The organism is Burkholderia sp. BCC0506, assembly GCF_902833145.1.
In the GTDB taxonomy this organism is placed as follows: domain Bacteria; phylum Pseudomonadota; class Gammaproteobacteria; order Burkholderiales; family Burkholderiaceae; genus Burkholderia.
Map to the genome: position 1 here is coordinate 85,466 of NZ_CADFEN010000016.1, position 21,337 is coordinate 106,802.

Below are 21,337 nucleotides of genomic sequence, written 5' to 3' on the forward strand. Positions count from 1 at the left end.
AAAATCGACGCCGGATGTCATCAGGTTAGACGACACTTCGCGAAAATGCGGCGGAAAGACGCGATGAGACTCCCGCGCCGAGCGACCGGACCGCACGCACCCGGCGTGAAAATCCGGACGTCGAGTGTCCGCCCGGGTTACTCCTCACGTCGTTCATCCCACATCGAGCGCCCCACGATTTCCAGCGTCATCCGCGGCTCGTTCCGGCTGCTTCTCTCGCCAGTGGTCGCAACGATCTGCATCTACGCATTGCTGTTCATCGTCGTCGCGACTTCCCGATATGAGCGGACCGAAGGCAGCTGCCCCGACATGTCTCTCGATGCGCTACGGGAAAAAGTCGAGGCCCGTCTTCTCGAAGCGCATGGAATACCGCCGGACAGCATCCGGTTCGACGGCGCGCCGCGGTATCACGCATGGAAACTCGGTGTGTGGGAATTCCCGCTACGCGTCGACGAAACGCGATACACCGCGATGATCGATTGCAACGGGCAGCTTGCGAGCTACGGGCGAACCATCGATCCGTTGGCCGCCCCAACCGGACGATCCCGCGATCGCCCGCCGCATCAGAAATAAAAAAACCGGGCGCCCTTTCGGACGCCCGGCTTTCGTCGAAACCCGCTCGCGCTTCAGCTCAGCGCGGCAGTTCCGAATGCCCCATCAGGTACGCATCGACCGAGCGCGCGCACTGGCGGCCTTCGCGGATCGCCCACACCACGAGCGACTGGCCGCGACGCATGTCGCCTGCCGCGAACACCTTGTCGACCGACGTGTAGTACGAGCGATCGCCTTCGGTCGCCGCGCGCGCATTGCCGCGCGCATCCTTCGCGACGCCGAACGCGTCGAGCACCGGCGCGGCCGGCTGCGTGAAGCCCATCGCGAGCAGCACGAGATCGGCTTTCATCTCGAACTCGGAACCCGGCACTTCCTGCATCTTGCCGTCCTTCCACTCGACACGCACCGCGATCAGCTTCTCGACCTTGCCGTTCTTGCCTTCGAGACGCTTCGTCGCGACCGCCCAGTCGCGCTCGCAGCCTTCCTCGTGCGACGACGACGTGCGCAGCTTGATCGGCCAGTACGGCCACACGAGCGGCTTGTTTTCCTCTTCCGGCGGCTGCGGCAGCAACTCGAACTGCGTGACCTGCTTCGCGCCGTGTCGGTTCGACGTGCCGACGCAGTCCGAACCCGTATCGCCGCCGCCGATCACGATCACGTGCTTGCCCTTCGCGAGCAGCTGGTCGGCGAGCTTGTCGCCCGCGTTCACGCGGTTCTGCTGCGGCAGGAAGTCCATCGCGAAATGAACGCCCGCGAGCTCGCGGCCCGGCACCGGCAGGTCGCGCGGCGTTTCCGAGCCGCCGGCGATCACGACCGCGTCGAATTCTTCCTTCAGCGTGTCCGGCGAGATCGTTTCCTTCGCGAGGCTGCCGATCGATTCGGGCAGCGGATCCTTGCCGATGAACACGCTGGTGCGGAACGTCACGCCTTCCGCTTCCATCTGGCGCATGCGGCGATCGATCAGCCACTTCTCGAGCTTGAAGTCGGGGATCCCGTAACGCAGCAGGCCGCCGATGCGGTCGTTCTTCTCGAACACCGTCACGTCGTGGCCCGCACGCGCGAGCTGCTGCGCGGCGGCGAGGCCCGCGGGGCCCGAACCGACGATCGCGACCTTCTTGCCCGTCTTGTGTTCGGCCGGCAGCGGTTTCACCCAGCCTTCCGCCCAGGCCTTGTCGATGATCGCGTGCTCGATCGACTTGATGCCGACCGGATCGTTGTTGATCCCGAGCGTGCAGGCCGCTTCGCACGGCGCCGGGCAGATGCGGCCCGTGAATTCCGGGAAGTTGTTGGTCGAGTGCAGGACTTCGATCGCCTGCTGCCAGTCCTGGCGGTAAACGAGATCGTTGAAATCCGGGATGATGTTGTTGACCGGGCAGCCGTTGTTGCAGAACGGGATGCCGCAATCCATGCAGCGCGCGCCCTGGACCTTCGCGTCCGCGTCGGTCAGCGCCGCGACGAATTCCTTGTAGTGCTTCACGCGCGTGAGCGGTGCTTCGTACGCCTCGTGGCGGCGTTCGAACTCCAGAAAACCGGTTGCCTTGCCCATAAGGTGCTCTTCTGTTCGGTGTATCGGGTGGGGGAGCCGCGCGCGGCCGTCAGGCGCGCGCGGCATTCGCTATGTCGTTCGTCGCTCAGGCGGCCAGCACTTCCTTCGCCGCCTTCTTCGCACCGATCTCGCCCAGCGCGCGCTTGTATTCGTGCGGGAACACCTTCACGAACTGGCGGCGCGCCGCGTCCCAGTTTTCCAGCAGCGACTTCGCGCGCGGCGAACCCGTGAACTGGAAATGACGCTCGACGAGCCCCTTGAGCAGCGCTTCGTCCGTCGTGCCGGCGTGCCAGAGTGCGCGGTCGACCGTGCGCTCCTGCTCGGCCTGCTGCAGCACCGGCTCGAGCGCGACCATCGACTTGTTGCACTTCGCCGCGAACGTGCCTTCCGGATCGTAGATGTACGCGAGGCCGCCCGACATGCCGGCCGCGAAGTTGCGCCCCGTCTCGCCGAGCACGACGACCGTGCCGCCCGTCATGTATTCGCAGCCGTGGTCGCCCGTGCCTTCGACGACCGCCGTCGCGCCCGAGTTGCGCACGCAGAAGCGCTCGCCCGCGACGCCGCGGAAGAAGGCTTCGCCTTCGATCGCGCCGTACATCACCGTGTTGCCGCAGATGATGTTTTCCTCGGACTTGCCGCGGAAGTCGTTGGTCGGACGGATGATGATCCGGCCGCCCGACAGGCCCTTGCCGACGTAGTCGTTGCCGTCGCCGACGAGGTCGAGCGTCACGCCCTTCGCGAGGAACGCGCCGAAGCTCTGGCCGGCCGTGCCCTTCAGCTGGATGTGCACCGCGTCGTCGGCCAGGCCGTCGTGGCCGTGCTTCTTCGCGATCACGCCCGACAGCATCGCGCCGACCGTCCGGTTCACGTTGCGCACCGGCTGGATGAACGACACATGCTCGCCGTTCTCGATCGCGGCCTTCGCCTTCTCGATCAGCACGTGGTCGAGCGCGCGTTCGAGGCCGTGATCCTGCACGTCGACGTGACGGCGCGCGACGTCCTCGCACTCTTCCGGCTGGTAGAACACGCGCGAGAAGTCGAGGCCCTTCGCCTTCCAGTGCTCGATGCCCTTGCGCGTATCGAGCAGGTCGGCGCGGCCGATCAGGTCGTCGAACTTCGCGACGCCGAGCTGCGCCATGATCTCGCGCACTTCCTCGGCGACGAAGAAGAAGTAGTTCACGACGTGCTCGGGCTGACCCTTGAACTTCGCACGCAGCACCGGGTCCTGCGTCGCGACGCCGACCGGGCACGTGTTCAGGTGGCACTTGCGCATCATGATGCAGCCCTCGACGACAAGCGGCGCCGTCGCGAAACCGAATTCGTCCGCGCCGAGCAGCGCGCCGATCACGACGTCGCGGCCCGTCTTCATCTGGCCGTCGGCCTGCACGCGGATGCGGCCGCGCAGGCGGTTCAGCACCAGCGTCTGCTGCGTTTCGGCGAGGCCGAGTTCCCACGGCGTGCCGGCGTGCTTGACCGACGACAGCGGCGATGCGCCCGTGCCGCCATCATGGCCGGCGATCACGACGTGATCGGCCTTCGCCTTCGCGACACCGGCCGCGACCGTGCCCACGCCCACTTCCGACACGAGCTTCACGGAAATGCTCGCGCTCGGGTTCACGTTCTTCAGGTCGTGAATCAGTTGCGCCAGATCCTCGATCGAATAGATGTCGTGGTGCGGCGGCGGCGAGATCAGCCCGACGCCCGGCACCGAGTAACGCAGCTTGCCGATGTACTCGGACACCTTGTGGCCCGGCAGCTGGCCGCCTTCGCCCGGCTTCGCGCCCTGCGCCATCTTGATCTGGATCTGGTCGGCCGATGCCAGGTACTCGGCGGTGACGCCGAAGCGGCCCGACGCGACCTGCTTGATCTTCGAGCGCAGCGAATCGCCGTCCTTCAGCGGAATGTCGCTGACGATCTCGTCGCCGATCACCGACTTCAGCGTCTCGCCCGACTTGATCGGAATGCCGCGCAGTTCGTTGCGGTAGCGCTTCTCGTCCTCGCCGCCTTCGCCGGTGTTCGACTTGCCGCCGATCCGGTTCATCGCGATCGCGAGCGTCGCATGCGCTTCGGTGCTGATCGAACCGAGCGACATCGCGCCGGTCGCGAAGCGCTTGACGATTTCCTTCGCCGGCTCGACGTCGTCGATCGGAATCGCCTTGGTCGGCTCGACCTTGAACTCGAACAGGCCGCGGAACGTCATGTGACGCTTGGTCTGGTCGTTGATCAGGTGCGCGTATTCCTTGTACGTCTGGTACGAGTTGCTGCGCGTCGCGTGCTGCAGCTTCGCGATCGAATCCGGCGTCCACATGTGGTCTTCACCGCGCACGCGATACGCGTACTCGCCGCCCGCGTCGAGCATGTCGCGCAGGACCGGGTTGTCGCCGAATGCGTCGCGGTGCAGGCGGATCGCTTCTTCCGCGACTTCGAACAGGCCGATGCCGCCGACCTTCGACGCCGTGCCCTTGAAATACTTCTCGACGAGGTCGCTCGACAGGCCGAGCGCTTCGAAGATCTGCGCGCCCGTGTACGACATGTACGTCGAGATGCCCATCTTCGACATCACCTTCTGCAGGCCCTTGCCGACCGCCTTCGTGAAGTTGTAGACGGCCTTCTCCGGCGACAGGTCGCCCGGCAGCCCTTCGGCCATCTTCGCGAGCGTTTCCATCGCGAGGTACGGGTGCACGGCTTCCGCGCCGTAGCCCGCGAGCAGCGCGAAGTGGTGCGTCTCACGTGCGGAGCCCGTCTCGACGACGAGGCCCGTGCTCGTGCGCAGCCCTTGCTGGACGAGGTGCGTGTGGATCGCCGACGTCGCGAGCAGCGCCGGAATCGCGACGTGCTCGGCGTCGGTCTTGCGGTCCGACACGATCAGGATGTTGTAGCCCGACTTCACCGCGTCGACGGCTTCCGCGCACAGCGACGCGAGGCGCGCCTCGATGCCTTCCTTGCCCCACGCGACCGGATAGCAGATGTTCAGCTCGTATGCGCTGAACTTGCCGCCCGTGTACTGGTCGATCGCGCGGATCTTCGCGATGTCCTTGAAGTCGAGCACCGGCTGCGACACTTCGAGACGCATCGGCGGGTTGATGTTGTTCGTGTCGAGCAGGTTCGGCTTCGGGCCGATGAACGACACGAGCGACATCACCATGTTCTCGCGGATCGGGTCGATCGGCGGGTTCGTGACCTGGGCGAACAGCTGCTTGAAGTAGTGATAGAGCGTCTTGTTCTTGTTCGACATCACCGCGAGCGGCGAGTCGTTGCCCATCGAGCCGACGGCCTCCTCGCCCTGCTGCGCCATCGGCGCCATCAGGAACTTCAGGTCTTCCTGCGTGTAGCCGAACGCCTGCTGGCGGTCCAGCAGCGCGGCGCCCTGCGTGCGGCCGGCCGCGACTTCCTCGGCCTTCGGCTCGATCTCGTCGAGCTTGATGCGCACCGCGTCGATCCAGCTCTTGTACGGCTTCGCGTTCGCGAGGTTGTCCTTCAGTTCCTTGTCGTCGATGATGCGGCCGTGTTCCATGTCGATCAGGAACATCTTGCCCGGCTGCAGGCGCCACTTCTTGACGATCTTCGATTCGGGAATCGGCAGCGTGCCGGCTTCCGACGCCATGATGACGAGGTCGTCGTCGGTCACGATGTAGCGTGCCGGGCGCAGGCCGTTGCGGTCCAGCGTCGCGCCGATCTGGCGGCCGTCGGTGAACGCGATCGCGGCCGGGCCGTCCCACGGCTCCATCATCGCGGCGTGGTATTCGTAGAACGCGCGGCGGTTCTCGTCCATCAGCGTGTGCTGTTCCCACGCTTCCGGGATCATCATCATCACCGCGTGCACGAGCGGGTAGCCGGCCATCACCAGCAGTTCGAGACAGTTGTCGAACGACGCGGTGTCCGACTGGCCCGGGTAGATCAGCGGCCACAGCTTCGGCAGATCGTCGGCGAGCACGTGCGACGCGATCGCGCCGGTACGCGCGTTCAGCCAGTTCACGTTGCCCTTCACGGTGTTGATCTCGCCGTTGTGCGCGATCATCCGGTACGGGTGAGCCAGTTCCCACGCCGGGAACGTGTTGGTCGAGAAGCGCTGGTGCACGAGCGCGAGCGCCGACACGACGCGCTCGTCCTGCAGGTCGCGGTAGTACACGCCGACCTGGCCGGCCAGCAGCAGCCCCTTGTAGACGACCGTGCGCGCCGACATCGACGGCACGAAGTATTCCTTGCCGTGCTTGAGCTTCAGCGCCTGGATGCGGTGGCTCGCCGTCTTGCGGATCACGTACAGCTTCCGCTCGAGCGCGTCCGTCACCATGATGTCCTTGCCGCGACCGATGAAGATCTGGCGGATCAGCGGCTCGCTCGCCTTGACCGTGGGCGAAATCGGCATCGCATGGTCGACCGGCACGTCGCGCCAGCCGAGCACGACCTGGCCTTCGGCCTTCACCGTACGCTCGAGCTCCTGCTCGCACGCGAGACGCGACGCGTTTTCCTTCGGCAGGAAGATCATCCCGACCCCATATTCGCCCGCAGGCGGCAGATTCACGCCCTGCTTGGCCATTTCCTCGCGATAGAACGCGTCCGGAATCTGGATCAGGATGCCCGCGCCGTCGCCCATCAGCGGATCGGCGCCGACCGCGCCGCGGTGATCGAGATTCTCGAGGATCTTCAGACCCTGCTGGATGATCTCGTGGCTCTTCTTGCCCTTGATGTGAGCGACGAAGCCGACGCCGCAGGCGTCGTGTTCGTTTTGCGGGTCGTACAGACCTTGTGCGGCGGGCACCGCGGCGAGCGGCTGCTGGTGGTCGTTCATGGGGACACCGTCGTAAAGGGGGCCTGGAGGCCGTTGAACCGTTTTCTTGTTGCCGTCGATCCCGCTTCCCGAGGGAGACGGCGCGGCCGACCGTGGTTGGGCAGGCTTCGCCCGGGCCACCGGAATTCGGAATATACGCGACGAATCAAGGGAATAGCAACAAAAACCGCTTGATAGAACCCCAATTAAACGAATGCCTTGATGTGGTGCCGTTTTATTGGGGACGTATCGTTTTGGTGCAAAAAGAAACGGCGCCCGCAGCGCCGCTTCCGGCCCGGCTTTCCGGCATTACTGCTGGATCGGCGGGGTGTTCTCGCGCACCTTTCTGGGGCGTCCGCGCGGCAACGGCGAGACGCGCCGGTTCGCGGTGCGCGCCGCCCACTCGCGATAATTCTCGCCGCCGAGCACCCAGCCCTTCAGCGTCGCCTGCTGCAGCTGATCGGCCTGCCGCTCGTCGAGCGGCTGCTCGCACAGCTCCTTGTACGCGCGCTGACGGTCGAACGGCGTATTGCCGAGCGCCCAGTAGAGCGGATGGTCGGTGATCAGGCTGTCGACGGTGAGCCCCACGTGATGCCGGTAGCTCGACCACCGATAGGCCTCGGGCGTCGCGACGAGCTGCGAACGCACCGGGCTCATCTCGACCACGCGGCTCGCGAGCAGGAAATAGCGCTCGCCTTCGATCACGGTCGCGCGATAGCGGCCTTCCCACAGAGTGCCGCGGCGCGAATAACGCCGGTTGAAATGCGCGACGTAGCGACGGCCGACGGCCTGCATCGCCTTCGGCAGGCTGGCCTCGTCGCTCGGCGTCACGAGGAGTTGCACCTGGCGCGGCAGCAGCACATAGGCATGCACCGACAGGTGATGATCGCGCGCGGCGGCCTTCAGACAATCGATGAAGAGTTCGTAGTCCTGGTCGTCGACGAACGCGGGTTGCTGATCCAGGCCGCGCAGTATCACGTGCTGCGGCTGGTCGGGAACGTAGAGTCGTGCTAACCGTGCCATGCTGAATGTCCGTTTGAACGCGTTAGGAAATACCCGGAGGTCCGAAAATGCGCACCTGCGTAGAATGCCTGCCCCAGCGGCGCGCGTAAGCGTACGGTCGTGCGAATCCTAGGGAGAAAACTCTAACTTACGAGCTTGTTTGGTTTTAAACGCAGTCGTCATAATGAGCACGCCTTTGATCGGAGGAGACACAATGAAACGAAAACTGGCCATTACGGGGGCCGCAGCGCTCGCATTCGCATTTGCGGGCGGTACGGCACACGCACAATCCGCAGGTGATTTCTACGTCAGCACCGGCTGGCTGCATCTTTCACCGCAGGACAGCAGCGACCCGCTGTTCGTCTATGGCGTAGGCGGCACGCCCATCAACCAATCGATTCCCAACACCGGCGCCGGCATCAACGACGCCGATACGCTCGGGCTCGCCGCGGGCTACTTCGTCACCGACCATATCTCCACCGAGCTCGTCATGGGGATACCGCCGAAGTTCGACATTACCGGCAAGGGTCAGTTCGAAAGATTCGGCGTACTCGGCCGTGCGTACCAGTGGAGCCCCGCCGTCCTGCTTCGCTACCACTTCAACGACGCCAACGCGAAGTTCCGTCCGTATGTCGGCATCGGCGCAACGTATATCTGGTTCACCGGCGCGAAGATCACGAACAGCAGCTTCGAGAACGGCGTGCTCGGCGGCCCGACCAGCGCGACGACCAGCAACCAGTGGGCGCCCGTCTTCAATGCCGGCTTCACGTACAACTTCACGAAACACTGGTTCGCGGGCCTGTCGCTCTCGTACATCCCTGTCAGCGTGACCGCGACCTTCACGACGGCCCGCCGGACGCCGGTCGGGACGCTGACGGAAACGTCGAAGGCCCACATCTCGCTGAACCCGATCGTCACGTACCTGAACGTCGGCTACCGCTTCTAAGCGTAGTCGAATATTTGGGGAATGGTTAATCCTGCTGCAATTTGTAGCGGAATTTTCCTGGCGTAACGTCTCCACGATGCAAAACGCCCCGGCGGAAATCCCGTCGGGGCGTCGTTTTTTCGCGTCGGGCACGTTTCGGGCGAGGGTTTTACCGGAGGCCGCCGCGACCGTGGCCGTCGCGCTGACCGTCAGACGACGTCGATGTCGTCCAGCGCGTCGGGCGCGATCAGGTCGATGCGGTCCGTGCAGACGGCGTCGACGCCCCAGCGGGCGAGTTCGCGCGCCCGTTCGAGGTCGTTGACCGTGTAAACCAGGATGCGCAGCCCGGCGGCCTTGATCGCGCGCACGAGCGGTTCGTCGAGTCGGCTGTGGTCCGCATGCAACGATACGCAGTCGAGCGCGTCGATGACCTGCGCACGCCAGTCGTCCGGTACGGCTTCGTAGAGCATCCCGCGCGGCAGCGCCGGCGCGGTCGCGCGCGCCTGTCGCAGCGCGTCGAACGAGAACGACGACAGTAGCGGCGCAACGGCGGCATCGCGCCAGTACGCAGCCGCATCGGCCGCCACGCGCCGCCCGGTTTCGCGCTCGCGCCCCGGGCACGGCTTGATCTCGACGTTCGCGGCCAGCCCGTGCGCGATGCAGCGCGCCGCCGCGGCCTCGAGCGTCGGCATCCGTTCGCCCGCGAAGCGCGCGTCGCGCCACGCGCCCGCATCGAGCGCGGCCAGCGCCGCATAACGCATGCCCGCCGCCGCTCCGTGGCCGTTCGAGGTCCGGTCGACCGTGTCGTCGTGCAGCAGGAAGGTCACGTCGTCGGCCGACAGCTTCGCGTCGAACTCGACCATCCGGTGACCGCGCCGCGCGCCCTCGTCGAGCGCGGCAAGCGTGTTCTCCGGCGCGAGCGTGCCGCCCCCGCGATGGGCGACGACGCGCGGATAGGGCCAGTCGGTACGGATCGTCATCGTCGGTCTCCCGGCAGTCCAACGGTGTCAGCCGGCACGCTTGCCGGTTTCGGGATCGAAGAAATGCAGCCGGTGCGCGGGCAGCGCAGCGGCCAGCGCCGTGCCGCGCGCGGGACGGTCCGCGTGCGGCAGGCGCACCGCGACGTCGTGATTGCCCCAGCGGCCGTGCGCGAGATTGTCCGCGCCGAGCAGCTCGCACGAATCGACCGGCAGCGTCGCCTGCGCGACGCCCGGCTGCGGCGTCATGTGTTCGGGACGCACGCCGAGCACCCAGTCGCGCCCGGTGGCGATCTCGCCGCCGATGCCGGGCGCGCCGGCAACCGGCAAGGCCGGGCCGCCGCCCGCGACCGTGAAGGTCGCGCCGTCTTCCGACAGCCGGCCGTGCATCAGGTTCATCGCGGGCGAGCCGATGAAGCCCGCGACGAACACCGTCGCCGGCTTCTCGTAGACGTCGACCGGCGCGCCGATCTGCTCCGCGTAGCCGCGGTTCATCACGATCACCCGCTGCGCGAGCGTCATCGCCTCGATCTGGTCGTGCGTCACATACACGCTCGTCGTCGCGAGCCGCGCGTGCAGCCGCTGGATCTCGAGGCGCATCTGCACGCGCAGCTTCGCGTCGAGGTTCGACAACGGCTCGTCGAACAGGAACACCGACGGCTCGCGCACGATCGCGCGTCCCATCGCGACGCGCTGCCGCTGGCCGCCCGACAGCTCGCGCGGCCGCCGCGCGAGCAGCGGCTCGAGCTCGAGGATCTTCGCGGCCGCGGCCACCCGCGCATCGATCGTCGCGCGCTCGATCCCGCGGATCTTCAGCCCGTAGCCCATGTTCTGCGCGACCGTCATGTGCGGATACAGCGCATAGTTCTGGAACACCATCGCGATGTCGCGGTCCTTCGGCTCCAGCGTGTTGACGACCCGGTCGCCGATCGCGATCTCGCCGTCCGTCACGCTCTCGAGCCCCGCGATCATCCGCAGCAACGTCGACTTGCCGCAGCCCGACGGGCCGACCAGCACGATGAATTCGCCGTCGGCGATCTCCACGTCGATGCCGTGCAGCACGTGCTGCTTGCCGTCGTAGGATTTCCTGACGCCCTTCAAGCTCAGCGCAGCCATACCTGGTCCTTCTCCCGGTTACCGTCGGTCGTTCATTTCTCGGAATCGACGAGGCCGCGCACGAACCAGCGCTGCATCGCCAGCACGACGACGAGCGGCGGGATCATCGCCAGCAGCGTCGCCGCCATCACGTATTGCCATTCGGTCGCGGCGTCGCCGCTCGCGATCATCGTCTTGATGCCCACCACCGCCGTCGACAGCGACGCCTCCGTCGTGATCAGGATCGGCCACAGATACTGGTTCCAGCCGTAGATGAACGTGATCACGAACAGCGCGGCGATGCTCGTCTTCGACAGCGGCAGCACGACGTCCCAGAAAAAGCGCAGCGGCCCCGCGCCGTCGATGCGCGCCGCATCCATCAGCTCGTCGGGCAGCGTCATGAAGAACTGGCGGAACAGGAACGTCGCGGTCGCCGATGCGATCAGCGGCAGCGTGAGCCCCGCGTAGGTGTTCGTCAGGTGCAGCGTCGACACGACCTGCACGGTCGGAAAGATCCGCACTTCCACCGGCAGCATCAGCGTGACGAAGATCAGCCAGAACGCCGTGTTGCGAAACGGAAAGCGGAAATAGACGATCGCGTACGCGGACAGGATCGACACCGCGATCTTGCCGACCGCGATGCCGAGCGCCATCGCGAAGCTGTTCACGAGCAGGCGGCCGAACGGCGCCGTCGTGCCGCCGCTGCCGTGCCCCCAGATGTACGCGACGTTCTCGAACAGGTGCGTGCTCGGCACGAGCGACAGCGGCACCGTGAACACTTCCTGCGCGTTCATCGTCGCCGCGCAGAACGCGACGTAGACGGGAAACACGATCAGCACGACGCCCGCGATCAGCACCGCGTGGCAGAACAGGTCGAAGCCCTTGCGATTTTCGATCATGCGTATTGCACCCTGCGTTCGACGAAGCGGAACTGGATCACCGTGAGCGCCACGACGATGATCATCAGCACGACCGACTGCGCGCCCGAGCTGCCGATGTCGAGCCCCTGGAAGCCCTCCGCGAAGATCTTGTAGATCAGCGTCTTGGTGCTCTGCGCCGGGCCGCCGCCGGTGGCCGCGTCGATCACCGGGAAGGTGTCGAAGAACGCGTAGACGAGGTTCACGACCAGCAGGAAGAAACTCGTCGGCGACAGCAGCGGCAGCACGATGTTGAAGAAGCGCCGCACCGGGCCGGCGCCGTCGATCGCCGCCGCCTCGATCAGGGAGCGCGGGATCGCCTGCAGCCCCGCGTAGAAGAACAGGAAGTTGTAGCTCACCTGCTTCCACACCGACGCCAGCACGACGAGGAACATCGCCTGCCCGCCGTTCAGCGCGTGGTTCCACACGATGCCGCCCTTCGCGAGCGCATACGTGATCAGGCCGATGCTCGGGTTGAACAGGAACGCCCACAGCACGGCCGCGATCGTCGGCGCGACCGCGTACGGCCAGATCAGCAGCGTGCGGTACACGCGCGCGCCGCGGATCACGCGGTCGGCGCACGCGGCGAGCAGCAGCGACACGACGAGCCCGCTCACCGTGACGAGCGCGCTGAACACGAGCGTCGTGCGGAACGAATCGAGATACAGCGGATCGGCGAACAGGTGCGTGAAGTTCGCGAAGCCGACGAATTCGCTCGACGTGCCGAACGCGTCCTGCGTCTGCGTGGACTGCCACAGCGCGACGCCGGCCGGCCACAGGAAGAACACGGCGGTGATCGCGAGCTGCGGCGCGATCAGCAGGTACGGCACCGGGCTCGTACCGAAACGGGAACGGGATTGCATCGCGGATATCCGGTCAGACGAAACGGAAGGGAAACCGCGCCGCCGGACGGCGCGCGCTGACGCGCGGCACCACCGGCGGCACGAAGCGATGCGCGCTCAGCCGCCCGACTTCTCGAAGCGGCGCAGCAGTTCGTCGCCGCGCGACGCGGCCGCATCGAGCGCGTCCTTCGGCGCCTTCTTCTGCGCCCAGACCTGTTCGAACTCCTCGTCGACGACCGTGCGGATCTGCGGCATGTTGCCCAGACGCAGCCCCTTCGTGTACGGCAGCGGCGGCTTGTTCAGCATCTGCTTGATCGCCGTTTCGGCGCTCGGGTTCTTCGCATAGAAGCCCTGCTGGCGCGTCAGGTCGTACGCGGCGGTCGTGACCGGCAGGTAGCCCGTGTCCTGGTGCCACTTCGCGGCGACGGCAGGCGTCGCCAGGTACGCGAGGAATTTCGCGACGCCCTTGTAGGTCGCCGGATCCTTGCCGGCCAGCACCCACAGGCTCGCGCCGCCGATGATCGCGTTCTGCGGCGCGCCCTTCACGTTCGCGTCGTACGGCATCATGCCCGTGCCGTAGCTGAACTTCGCGAACTTCTGCACGTTCGCGAGCGCGCCGGACGACGTCGTCAGGATCCCGCAGTCGCCGCTGTAGAACTTCGCCGACGCTTCATCCTTGCGGCCCGCGTACGTGAACGTGCCGTCCTTCGCCATCTGCTGCAGGAACGACAGATGCGCGATCTGCTGCGGCTTGTTGAACTCGAGCACGGCGTCGGTACCGTCGAAGCCGTTGTTGCGGCTCGCGAACGGCAGCCCGTGCCACGCGCTGTAGTTCTCGAGCTGGATCCAGCCTTGCCAGCCGGTCGTGAAGCCGCACGCCATCCCCGACTTGCGCAGCGCCTCGGCATCGGCCTTCACGTCGGCCCACGTCTTCGGCGGCTGGTTCGGGTCGAGGCCCGCCTTCTTGAACGCGTCCTTGTTGTAGTACAGCACCGGCGTCGAGCTGTTGAACGGCATCGAGACGAGGTGGCCCGTCTTCGCGTCGCTGTAGTAGCTCGCGATGGTCGGCACGAACGCCTTTTCGTCGAGCGTCACGCCGGCCTGCTTGAACACGTCGTACACCGGTACGACGGCCTTCTTCGCCTGCATCATCGTCGCCGTGCCGACTTCATAGACCTGGAGGATCGCCGGCGCGTTGCCGCTGCGATAGGCCGCGATGCCGGCCGCGAGCGCCTGGTCGTAGGTGCCCTTGAAGACCGGCACGATCTTGTAGTCGCTTTGCGACGCGTTGAACTGGTCGGCGATCGCGTTGACCCGCTCGCCGAGCGCAGCTTCCATCGCATGCCAGAACTGGATTTCCGTCGCGGCGAGCGCGACGTGCTGCGCCCCGAACAGCAGCGCGCCGCCGAGCGCGATCGAACGAACCAGTGTCCCCGCAGGCTTCTTCTTCATCGACCTCTCTCCTATGAAAACGTTACCAACAGCGTGTGCAACATTCCCGTCGCCATTGAACCGGCGAAGTCTAGTGATCGTTTGTGACAGTCAGTTGTCGCTGATGACGAACAGGCGCTGATATTCCTTCAGCGCGAAGCGGTCGGTCATGCCGGCGATGTAGTGCGCGACGAGACGCGGCTGCTGCGCGGCGTCGTCGGTCTGGTACGGCGGCGGCAGCAGGCGCGGATCGTCGATGAACGCGTCGAACAACCCCGTGACGACGCGTTGCGCCTTGCTCGCCATGCGCATCACCTTGTAATGGCGATACAGGTTCTTGAAGAGGAAGCGCTTGAGGGCGGCCGCCTGCGCGGCGACCTCGGGGCTGTGCGACACGAGCGGCGGCGCGGCGCGCACGTCGTCGAGCGACGCGGGCGCGACGCGCGCGAGATTGCGCGTCGTCTCGTCGATCAGGTCGACGATCAGCGTGTTGATGATGCGGCGCACCGTCTCGTGCACGAGACGGCGGCCTTCGAGGTGCGGGAATTCGGCGAGCGCCGCTTCGTAGTGACGCTGCCACAGCTCGACTTCGGCGAGCTGCTCGATCGTGATCAGGCCGGAGCGCAGGCCGTCGTCGACGTCGTGGTTGTTGTACGCGATTTCGTCGGCGATGTTCGCGAGCTGCGCTTCGAGCGACGGCTGGCGGCCCTGCAGGAAGCGCTCGCCGAGCGCGCCGAGCTTGCGCGCATTCTCGCGCGAGCAGTGCTTCAGGATGCCTTCGCGTGTCTCGAAGCACAGGTTCAACCCGTTGAACGCACCGTAGTGCTCCTCGAGCTCGTCGACCACCGCGAGGCTTTGCAGGTTGTGCTCGAAGCCGCCATGCTCGCGCATGCACGCATTCAGCGCGTCCTGCCCGGCATGGCCGAACGGCGTATGGCCGAGATCGTGCGCGAGCGAGATCGCTTCGACGAGATCCTCGTTCAGGCGCAGGTTGCGCGCGACCGAGCGCGCGATCTGCGCGACTTCGAGGCTGTGCGTGAGGCGTGTGCGGAACAGGTCGCCTTCGTGATTGACGAAAACCTGCGTCTTGTATTCGAGCCGGCGAAACGCGGTCGAATGGACGATGCGGTCGCGATCGCGCTGGAATTCGGTGCGCGCCGCCGGCGGCGTTTCCGGATGGCGGCGGCCGCGCGACTGCGACGCATGCGCGGCATACGGAGCGAGATGGGCTTCCAGCGCCGCCAGCGTCGGCGGTTCGGCCACCGGCGCAGTGGATGCGCGGCTGGCTTCGGGCAGTGTGCGGCTGGATGTCTCGCTCACGTCTCCTCCATGTCAGGGGCGCCGGCGGATCCGGGCGCCGTTAGCCGGTCGTCTGCGCCAGTGTAGCGAATACCGCTTCGTCCGGCGCCTGCGTGATCAGCGTATCGCCGAATCGCTTCAGCAGGATGAACTTGATCGCGCCGGCCTCGGCCTTCTTGTCGACGCGCATCAGGTCCATGTAGCGCGCGCCACCGAGCGCGGGGCCGCGGGTCGGCAGGTGCGCGGCGGCGATCACCGCGTCGAGGCGTTGCCGCGATGCTTCGTCGAAAAGGCCGAGCCGCACCGACAGGTCGCCCGCCATCACCATCCCGCAGCCCACCGCCTCGCCGTGCAGCCATTCGCCGTAGCCGAGCCCGGCCTCGATCGCATGGCCGAACGTGTGGCCGAAATTCAGGATCGCGCGCAGGCCGCCTTCGCGCTCGTCGGCCGCGACGACGCTCGCCTTGATCTCGCACGAACGCTTCACCGCATGCGCGAGCGCCGCGGGCTCGCGACGGTTCAGCGCGTCGACGTTCGCCTCGATCCAGTCGAAGAATGCCGCATCGGCGATCGCGCCGGTCTTGATGATCTCGGCCACGCCGGCCGCCAGCTCGCGATCGGGCAGCGTCGTCAGCGCGCCGATGTCCGCGATCACGGCCTGCGGCTGGTAGAACGCGCCGATCATGTTCTTGCCGAGCGGATGATTGATGCCCGTCTTGCCGCCGACCGACGAATCGACCTGCGACAGCAGCGTCGTCGGCACCTGGATGAACGGCACGCCGCGCATGTAGCACGCGGCGGCAAAGCCCGTCATGTCGCCGACCACGCCGCCGCCGAGCGCGACGAGCGTCGTCTTGCGATCCGCGTGATCCGTCAGCAGACCGTCGAAGATCAGGTTCAGCGTTTCCCAGTTCTTGTACGCCTCGCCGTCCGGCAGCACGACCGTCGACACGCGCTTGCCGAGCGGCGCGAGCGCCGCGCGCAGCGCGTCGCCGTAGAGCGGATCGACCGTCGTGTTCGTGACGATCGTGACCGACGAGCCGTTGATGTGGGGCGCGAACAGCTCGGTGCGGCCGATCAGGCCGGCGCCAATATGAATCGGATAGGCGCGGTCGCCCAGATCGACGTTGACAGTAATCATGCTTGTAGCGGCTTGGCGATGACGCCGGCCAGTTCGAGTTGCATCAGCACCATGTTGACGAGACCGTTGACCGACGGACGGCCGGTCTCGATGACGAAATCCGCGCATTCGCGGTACAGCGGGTCGCGCACTTCGTACAGCGCTTCGAGACGCCCCTTCGGATCGTCCGTCTGCAACAGCGGGCGATTCTTGTCCTTGCGCGTGCGCAGCCACAGATCGTGCGGATTGGCGCGCAGGTAGACGACGATGCCGTGGGTTTTCAGGCTGTCGCGATTTTCCGGGCGCAGCACCGCGCCGCCGCCCGTCGCGAGCACGATGTTCTCGCGCTGCGTGAGATCGGCGATCACCTGCGTCTCGCGATCGCGAAACCCGGCCTCGCCCTCCAGCTCGAAGATCACCGGAATGCGCGCGCCCGTACGGGCCTCGATTTCGTGGTCGGAGTCGAAGAACGTCCTGTCGAGACGACGCGCGACCGCACGGCCCACGGTGGTCTTACCCGCTCCCATAAGGCCGACGAAAAATACGTTTGCATGTGGGTCCCGCGCTTGCAACGGCTTCCTCTGCTTCAATCTTGCTGGTGTGTGGCGCAGCTTACTGGCAAAGCGGCTGCCTTGTCGAGCCTGCGTCGGCGGCTTCCGGCCCCGTTTTCTCGGCATCCGTGTCGCCCGTGCCGGGTGCGCGGCAACGCGCGTCGACGACGGTCGGCGTGATGAAGACCACGAGTTCGTTGCGCTGGTCGCGCTGCGCCCGGTGCCGGAAAAGCGCGCCCAGAAGCGGTATTTTGCCCAAGAGCGGCACCCGCGTCACATCGTTCCGGTTCAGTTGTTCATAGATGCCGCCGATGGCAACCGTCCCGCCATTCTCGACCTCGACGCGCGTCTGCACATGCTTCGTATGGATGGCGGGGCCGGCCGCGGTCGGCTCGCCGACGCTGTCCTTCGTCACGTCGAGATCGAGCACGACGCGCCCGTCCGGCGTGATCTGCGGCTCGACCTCCAGCTTGAGCGTCGCGCGGCGGAACTGCACGCCGCTCATGCCATTGCCGACCTTCGCCTGGTACGGCAGCTCGGAACCCTGTTCGACGATGGCCTTGACGCGGTCGGCCGTCACCACCCGCGGACGCGAAACGATCTGGCCCTGACCCTGCGCCTCGAGCGCGCTCAGCTCGATGTCGAGCACGCGGCTGAGCGGCGCGGCGAACAGCGTGAAGCCCGCGGTCGCCGCGTCGAAGCCGCCGAGCGGCCGCGCGGCGAGATCGAGCGCGTTGCGCGCGTCCGCCGTGAAGGACGCGCCCTCGGCCGACGACGGCCGCCCCTGCGCACGCAGCGCGACACGCGCGCCGAGGTTGCGCGAGAAACCCTGCTCGCCTTCGACGATGCGGGCCTCGATCCGGACCTGCCGCGACGGGCGGTCGATCGCGTCGATCAGGCCCGCGATCTGAGTGATGCGCGGCGCGAGATCGGTGACGAACAGCAGGTTCGTGCGCGGATCGGCCGCCGCGGCGCCGCGCTTCGACAGCAGGCGCTGGCCGGTCGCGCCGGCCAGCAGCCGCTGCACGTCCTGCGCGCGCGGATAGTGCAGCACGAACGTCCGGCTGTCGAGCGGCTCCAGATCGGCGGCGCGCGCATGCATTTCGAAGCGCTCGCGTTCGCGCGCAGCCAGTTCGGCTGCCGGCGTGACCCATATCACGTTGCCGCGCCGGAACATCGCGAGCCCGTGCGTGTCGAGCAGCGTGTCGAACGCCTCGCGCCAGCGGACATTGTTCAGACGTAACGTCACCGTGCCGCGCACCTGTTCGCCGACGACGATATTGAGCCCCGTGAACCGCGCGATCGCGTCGAATGCAGCCGCGAGCCCGACGCCCTGCAGATTGAGCGAGATCCGCCGTGCGTCGTCCGCATCGCCCGGTTGCCGCGCCGTGGCGTCGCTCATCCGGGCCGGCGGCGCAAGCGGGATCGGCGGTCCCTCCAGCGCCGGAACCGGTGCGACGGTTTCCGTCTGGCGTGCCGCGCGTGCCGCCTGATCGAACGGCGGCGGGCCGGCGTCTTGCGCCACCGCGCCGTCCGTGCCGTCGGTCGCCCGCAGCGGTTGCGGCAGGCCCGGCATCGACACATCCATCGATCCGGCGGGCCAGACCGCCGGTAGCGGCGGCAGCGCCGCGCTCGCGCCAGCCGCCGTCACGCCGGCCCAGAGGACGAACACCCAATAGCCGTGTTTCCTCATGGCCGGCCTCCTTCGTCCAGGACGAGCCGCTGCGATCCGTCCGCCGTCGCAAGCGTCACGGCCGCGCGCTCGACGCGCACCACGCGCGCGGCCCCGAGCGCGTCGCCAGGTCCGACGGCCGTGAACGTGCCATCGCCGTCGTCGAACATCGCGAGACCGGTACGCGCGTCGCGAATCGTGCCGGCAAGGCGCGACGCGCGGCCCGCCGCTTCGGCCGGGCCGATCTCGCCGAACGGACCGGCGCCGGGCGCAGCGGCGCGAACCGGCGTGTCGTCCGCCGCGGCTCTCGCCGCCCGCAGCGCCGGAAACACGTCGACGGACATGTCCACCCGTGGCGCCGACAGGCCGCGCTCGATACGCAGCGCCGACGGGACGGCCAGCACCGGAAAACGCGCCAGCCCGCCGACCATATTCAGCAGCGCGCCAAAACCGCCATCCGCGGCGATGTGCACGGTGCGCCGGGCGTCCGGTGCCGCACCATCGACGCGCTGCGGGTCGATCGATACGCCGTGCAGCCCGCTCGACGCGGCGAGATCGGCCAGCTCCAGCATCAGCGCCGCCCATTCCGGCGCCTGCGGCGAGCGATCGTCGCGCATCGACGCACGAGGCCCGTCGCGCCGTTGCCCCGCGGAAGCGAGCAGGCGTTGCGCATCGGCCGCACGCGCGTGCGCTGCGGCCAGCAACGCGCGACCATGCGCGAGCCCGCTCCAGTCGGCCGCACTCGCCAGATGAATGCCGCCTGCCAGCACGGCAACGAATGCGAGCACGCAACCCGTGGCATGCGCGGCCGCCGGCGACACGCGCGGCACGCCGCCCGGCCCGGCACCTCCGCTCGGCGCCGGCCGATGCACGAGCGCCGTCATGCGCCACCTCCCGACACGTTCCGCGACGACATCGCGTCGTGCCAGCGGAGTTGCACCGAGAACCGGAACGGCATCCCGGCCGGGGAAGCCGGTGTATCCGACGCAGGCTTCAACGTCTCTATATCGATCCGCCAGTCGCGCTGCTCGCGCGCCATCGCCGCGAGCCAGCGCGCGGCCGCCCGGTAACTCGCCGCACGCGCATCGAGCACGGCGCCGGTCGACGTCATGCGCAGCGCGTCGAGCCGGACAGGATCGGCATGCACCTGCGTCAGGGTCGCCAGCAACCCGGCCATGCGCCGGTACGGCGCGGCCAGCGTAGCCGCCTGCGCGTCGCGTTGCGCGACGGCCGCAGCGGCGCGGGCGGACTGCGTCGCAGCAGCCACCTGTGGCTGCAACTGCCGCAGCCGGGCCTCCACGCTGACGCGCTCGGCGTCCACCCGCCATCGCGACAGCACGGCAGCGCCTGTCCACAGGCCGGTGCCGAACCCGCCGAGCAGGATCGCCACACCGCACTGCACGGCCCGGCGACGCCGCACGGCCCGCGCCAACCGCTCGCGGTACGGCAGCAGGTTGAAGTCGCCGAGTACGGCCTGCTCGACCGCCACCGCCGCGCCCCCGCTCGCCGCCACGTGACCGGCCATCATTCCCACACCCCGCGCAACGCGAGCCCGAACGCGACGGCAAACGCGGGGCCGCCCGCCATGCCGGTGCGCGCGCACGGCTGCCCGTCCCAGCCCGTGCAGTCGAACGGGACCACCGCCGTGCCGAGCACGTCGCCGATCTCGGCGACAGACGTATCGAAGCGGGCGATACATCGCTCGTCCCCGGCGACGAGTACGCAACGAACCGCCCCGAGCGCGCGCCGGCGCAACGCATCGGGAAGCGCTTCCGGCAGCGTGCCGGACAGCGTCAGCACCGGGACGGCCGACGAGCCGTCGATTCGCCAGCCGCGCACGCCCGCATCGCAAAACCACAGCACGGCGTAGGTATCGTGCGCGTCGAGTTCGAACCGCGCGGCATAGCGTAGCGCGCGCAGCACGGCGGCCGACTCGCCGTCGATCACCGTGAGGTCGATACCGGCCTGCGCGGCCACGTCGATCCGTCGCTCGAGCAACGCCAGCGGGGCCACCGCCACCGCGATCTCGCCGGACCGCACGCCGCCGTAGTGCCGCCAGTCGAAAGCCAGACTGTCCGGCGCCAGCCCCGAGATGCGTTCGGCCGCCTGCCGCGCGGCGTCCGGAATGTCGCCGCGCCCGGCCAGATCGAGCGTCGCGGTGCGCATCTCGTCATCGTGCAGCGCCATCACGCCGCGCGCATCGCACCGCACATCGGACGCCGACAGCCGCGACACGGCTGCCGCGAGCGACCGCGCGACCGCCGCCCAGCGCGCGTCTTCCGGCCCGCCCGCCAACCCCACAGGCTCCCGCTCGAGCCCCTCGACGCGCACATCGGCGCCTCTGCCGCGCCGGCTCAGCACGGCCACCCTCACCTCATGCGCGCCGACGTCGATTCCCGTCGACCGGTGCCTGCCCTGTGCAAACCGCGCCACCCATCGTCCTGCCATCCCAGCCTCCCGAGATCGTCGCGGCCCACGCCGCGTTTCCGAGACCTGATTCTGCAAAGCGACGCGTGCGGCCGACAGTCGGCCGAACGGCCAGCATCTGCTCGCGGCGGCCGTGCCCGGACTATGCTGACGGCACGCCGACCCGCGGCTTTCCGACGGGCGGCCCCCGCGTCAAGACCGGTCTTACCGGGC

The 21,337-nt window shown here is 67.5% G+C and carries 17 protein-coding genes; 2 read left to right on the plus strand and 15 right to left on the minus strand.

All coding sequences use genetic code 11. The annotated features are described in order from the left end of the window. The first annotated feature begins 63 nt into the window (after positions 1 to 63). On the plus strand, positions 64 to 573 hold the full coding sequence (locus HWX62_RS29670) for a hypothetical protein (protein ID WP_244136112.1): 510 nt from the start codon (positions 64 to 66) through the stop codon (positions 571 to 573). Positions 574 to 631: 58 nt separating this feature from the next. On the opposite strand, the gene HWX62_RS29675 is transcribed toward HWX62_RS29670, so the two are convergent. From HWX62_RS29675 to HWX62_RS29685, 3 genes are all read right to left on the minus strand, one after another. Then, the gene (locus HWX62_RS29675; RefSeq protein WP_175932033.1) at positions 632 to 2,098 is read right to left on the minus strand and encodes a glutamate synthase subunit beta; all 1,467 of its coding nucleotides are present in this window, start codon (positions 2,096 to 2,098) and stop codon (positions 632 to 634) included. 85 nt (positions 2,099 to 2,183) lie between these two features. Further along, complete coding sequence (locus HWX62_RS29680) at positions 2,184 to 6,887, minus strand: glutamate synthase-related protein (RefSeq protein WP_175932034.1); 4,704 nt, start codon at positions 6,885 to 6,887, stop codon at positions 2,184 to 2,186. A gap of 288 nt (positions 6,888 to 7,175) precedes the next feature. Continuing rightward, positions 7,176 to 7,889 carry a transposase gene (locus HWX62_RS29685; protein ID WP_027783329.1) on the minus strand — a complete coding sequence of 238 codons (714 nt, stop codon included), beginning with the start codon at positions 7,887 to 7,889 and terminating at the stop codon, positions 7,176 to 7,178. A gap of 193 nt (positions 7,890 to 8,082) precedes the next feature. On the opposite strand from HWX62_RS29685, the gene HWX62_RS29690 reads away from it, so the two are divergent. Further along, on the plus strand, positions 8,083 to 8,814 hold the full coding sequence (locus tag HWX62_RS29690; protein ID WP_175932035.1) for an OmpW family outer membrane protein: 732 nt from the start codon (positions 8,083 to 8,085) through the stop codon (positions 8,812 to 8,814). Positions 8,815 to 9,002: 188 nt separating this feature from the next. Here the strand turns inward: HWX62_RS29690 and ugpQ are convergent, their stop codons facing one another. The 12 genes from ugpQ to HWX62_RS29750 form a co-directional block, all read right to left on the minus strand. Further along, complete coding sequence (gene ugpQ / locus HWX62_RS29695) at positions 9,003 to 9,773, minus strand: glycerophosphodiester phosphodiesterase (RefSeq protein WP_175932036.1); 771 nt, start codon at positions 9,771 to 9,773, stop codon at positions 9,003 to 9,005. A 27-nt stretch (positions 9,774 to 9,800) separates the two neighbouring features. Next, positions 9,801 to 10,886, minus strand: a complete 1,086-nt coding sequence (locus tag HWX62_RS29700; protein WP_175932037.1) for a sn-glycerol-3-phosphate import ATP-binding protein UgpC — start codon at positions 10,884 to 10,886, stop codon at positions 9,801 to 9,803. Positions 10,887 to 10,918: 32 nt separating this feature from the next. Continuing rightward, positions 10,919 to 11,764, minus strand: a complete 846-nt coding sequence (gene ugpE, locus HWX62_RS29705; RefSeq protein ID WP_175932038.1) for a sn-glycerol-3-phosphate ABC transporter permease UgpE — start codon at positions 11,762 to 11,764, stop codon at positions 10,919 to 10,921. Continuing rightward, positions 11,761 to 12,645 (minus strand): sn-glycerol-3-phosphate ABC transporter permease UgpA, encoded by an 885-nt coding sequence (ugpA, locus tag HWX62_RS29710; protein WP_175932039.1) that lies wholly within the window; start codon positions 12,643 to 12,645, stop codon positions 11,761 to 11,763. The genes ugpE and ugpA overlap by 4 nt, the downstream gene beginning before the upstream one ends. 96 nt (positions 12,646 to 12,741) lie before the next feature. Next, positions 12,742 to 14,076, minus strand: coding sequence for a sn-glycerol-3-phosphate ABC transporter substrate-binding protein UgpB (gene ugpB, locus HWX62_RS29715; protein ID WP_175932040.1), 1,335 nt, complete (start codon positions 14,074 to 14,076; stop codon positions 12,742 to 12,744). 90 nt (positions 14,077 to 14,166) lie between these two features. Next, positions 14,167 to 15,351, minus strand: coding sequence for a deoxyguanosinetriphosphate triphosphohydrolase (locus HWX62_RS29720; protein WP_244136113.1), 1,185 nt, complete (start codon positions 15,349 to 15,351; stop codon positions 14,167 to 14,169). Positions 15,352 to 15,415: 64 nt separating this feature from the next. Then, positions 15,416 to 16,495, minus strand: coding sequence for a 3-dehydroquinate synthase (aroB, locus tag HWX62_RS29725; protein ID WP_175932042.1), 1,080 nt, complete (start codon positions 16,493 to 16,495; stop codon positions 15,416 to 15,418). Beyond that, positions 16,492 to 17,046, minus strand: coding sequence for a shikimate kinase AroK (gene aroK / locus HWX62_RS29730; RefSeq protein WP_175932063.1), 555 nt, complete (start codon positions 17,044 to 17,046; stop codon positions 16,492 to 16,494). The genes aroB and aroK overlap by 4 nt, the downstream gene beginning before the upstream one ends. Positions 17,047 to 17,086: 40 nt before the next feature. Continuing rightward, positions 17,087 to 18,718: a type IV pilus secretin PilQ gene (gene pilQ, locus HWX62_RS29735; RefSeq protein WP_175932043.1), complete on the minus strand. Its 1,632-nt coding sequence runs from the start codon at positions 18,716 to 18,718 to the stop codon at positions 17,087 to 17,089. After that, positions 18,715 to 19,581, minus strand: coding sequence for a pilus assembly protein (locus tag HWX62_RS29740; protein ID WP_175932044.1), 867 nt, complete (start codon positions 19,579 to 19,581; stop codon positions 18,715 to 18,717). Before HWX62_RS29740 ends, pilQ begins: the two co-directional genes overlap by 4 nt. Then, the gene (locus HWX62_RS29745; RefSeq protein ID WP_175932064.1) at positions 19,578 to 20,222 is read right to left on the minus strand and encodes a fimbrial protein; all 645 of its coding nucleotides are present in this window, start codon (positions 20,220 to 20,222) and stop codon (positions 19,578 to 19,580) included. The genes HWX62_RS29740 and HWX62_RS29745 overlap by 4 nt, the downstream gene beginning before the upstream one ends. Next, positions 20,222 to 21,145: a competence protein ComA gene (locus HWX62_RS29750; protein WP_175932045.1), complete on the minus strand. Its 924-nt coding sequence runs from the start codon at positions 21,143 to 21,145 to the stop codon at positions 20,222 to 20,224. Before HWX62_RS29750 ends, HWX62_RS29745 begins: the two co-directional genes overlap by 1 nt. Positions 21,146 to 21,337 lie beyond the last annotated feature (192 nt).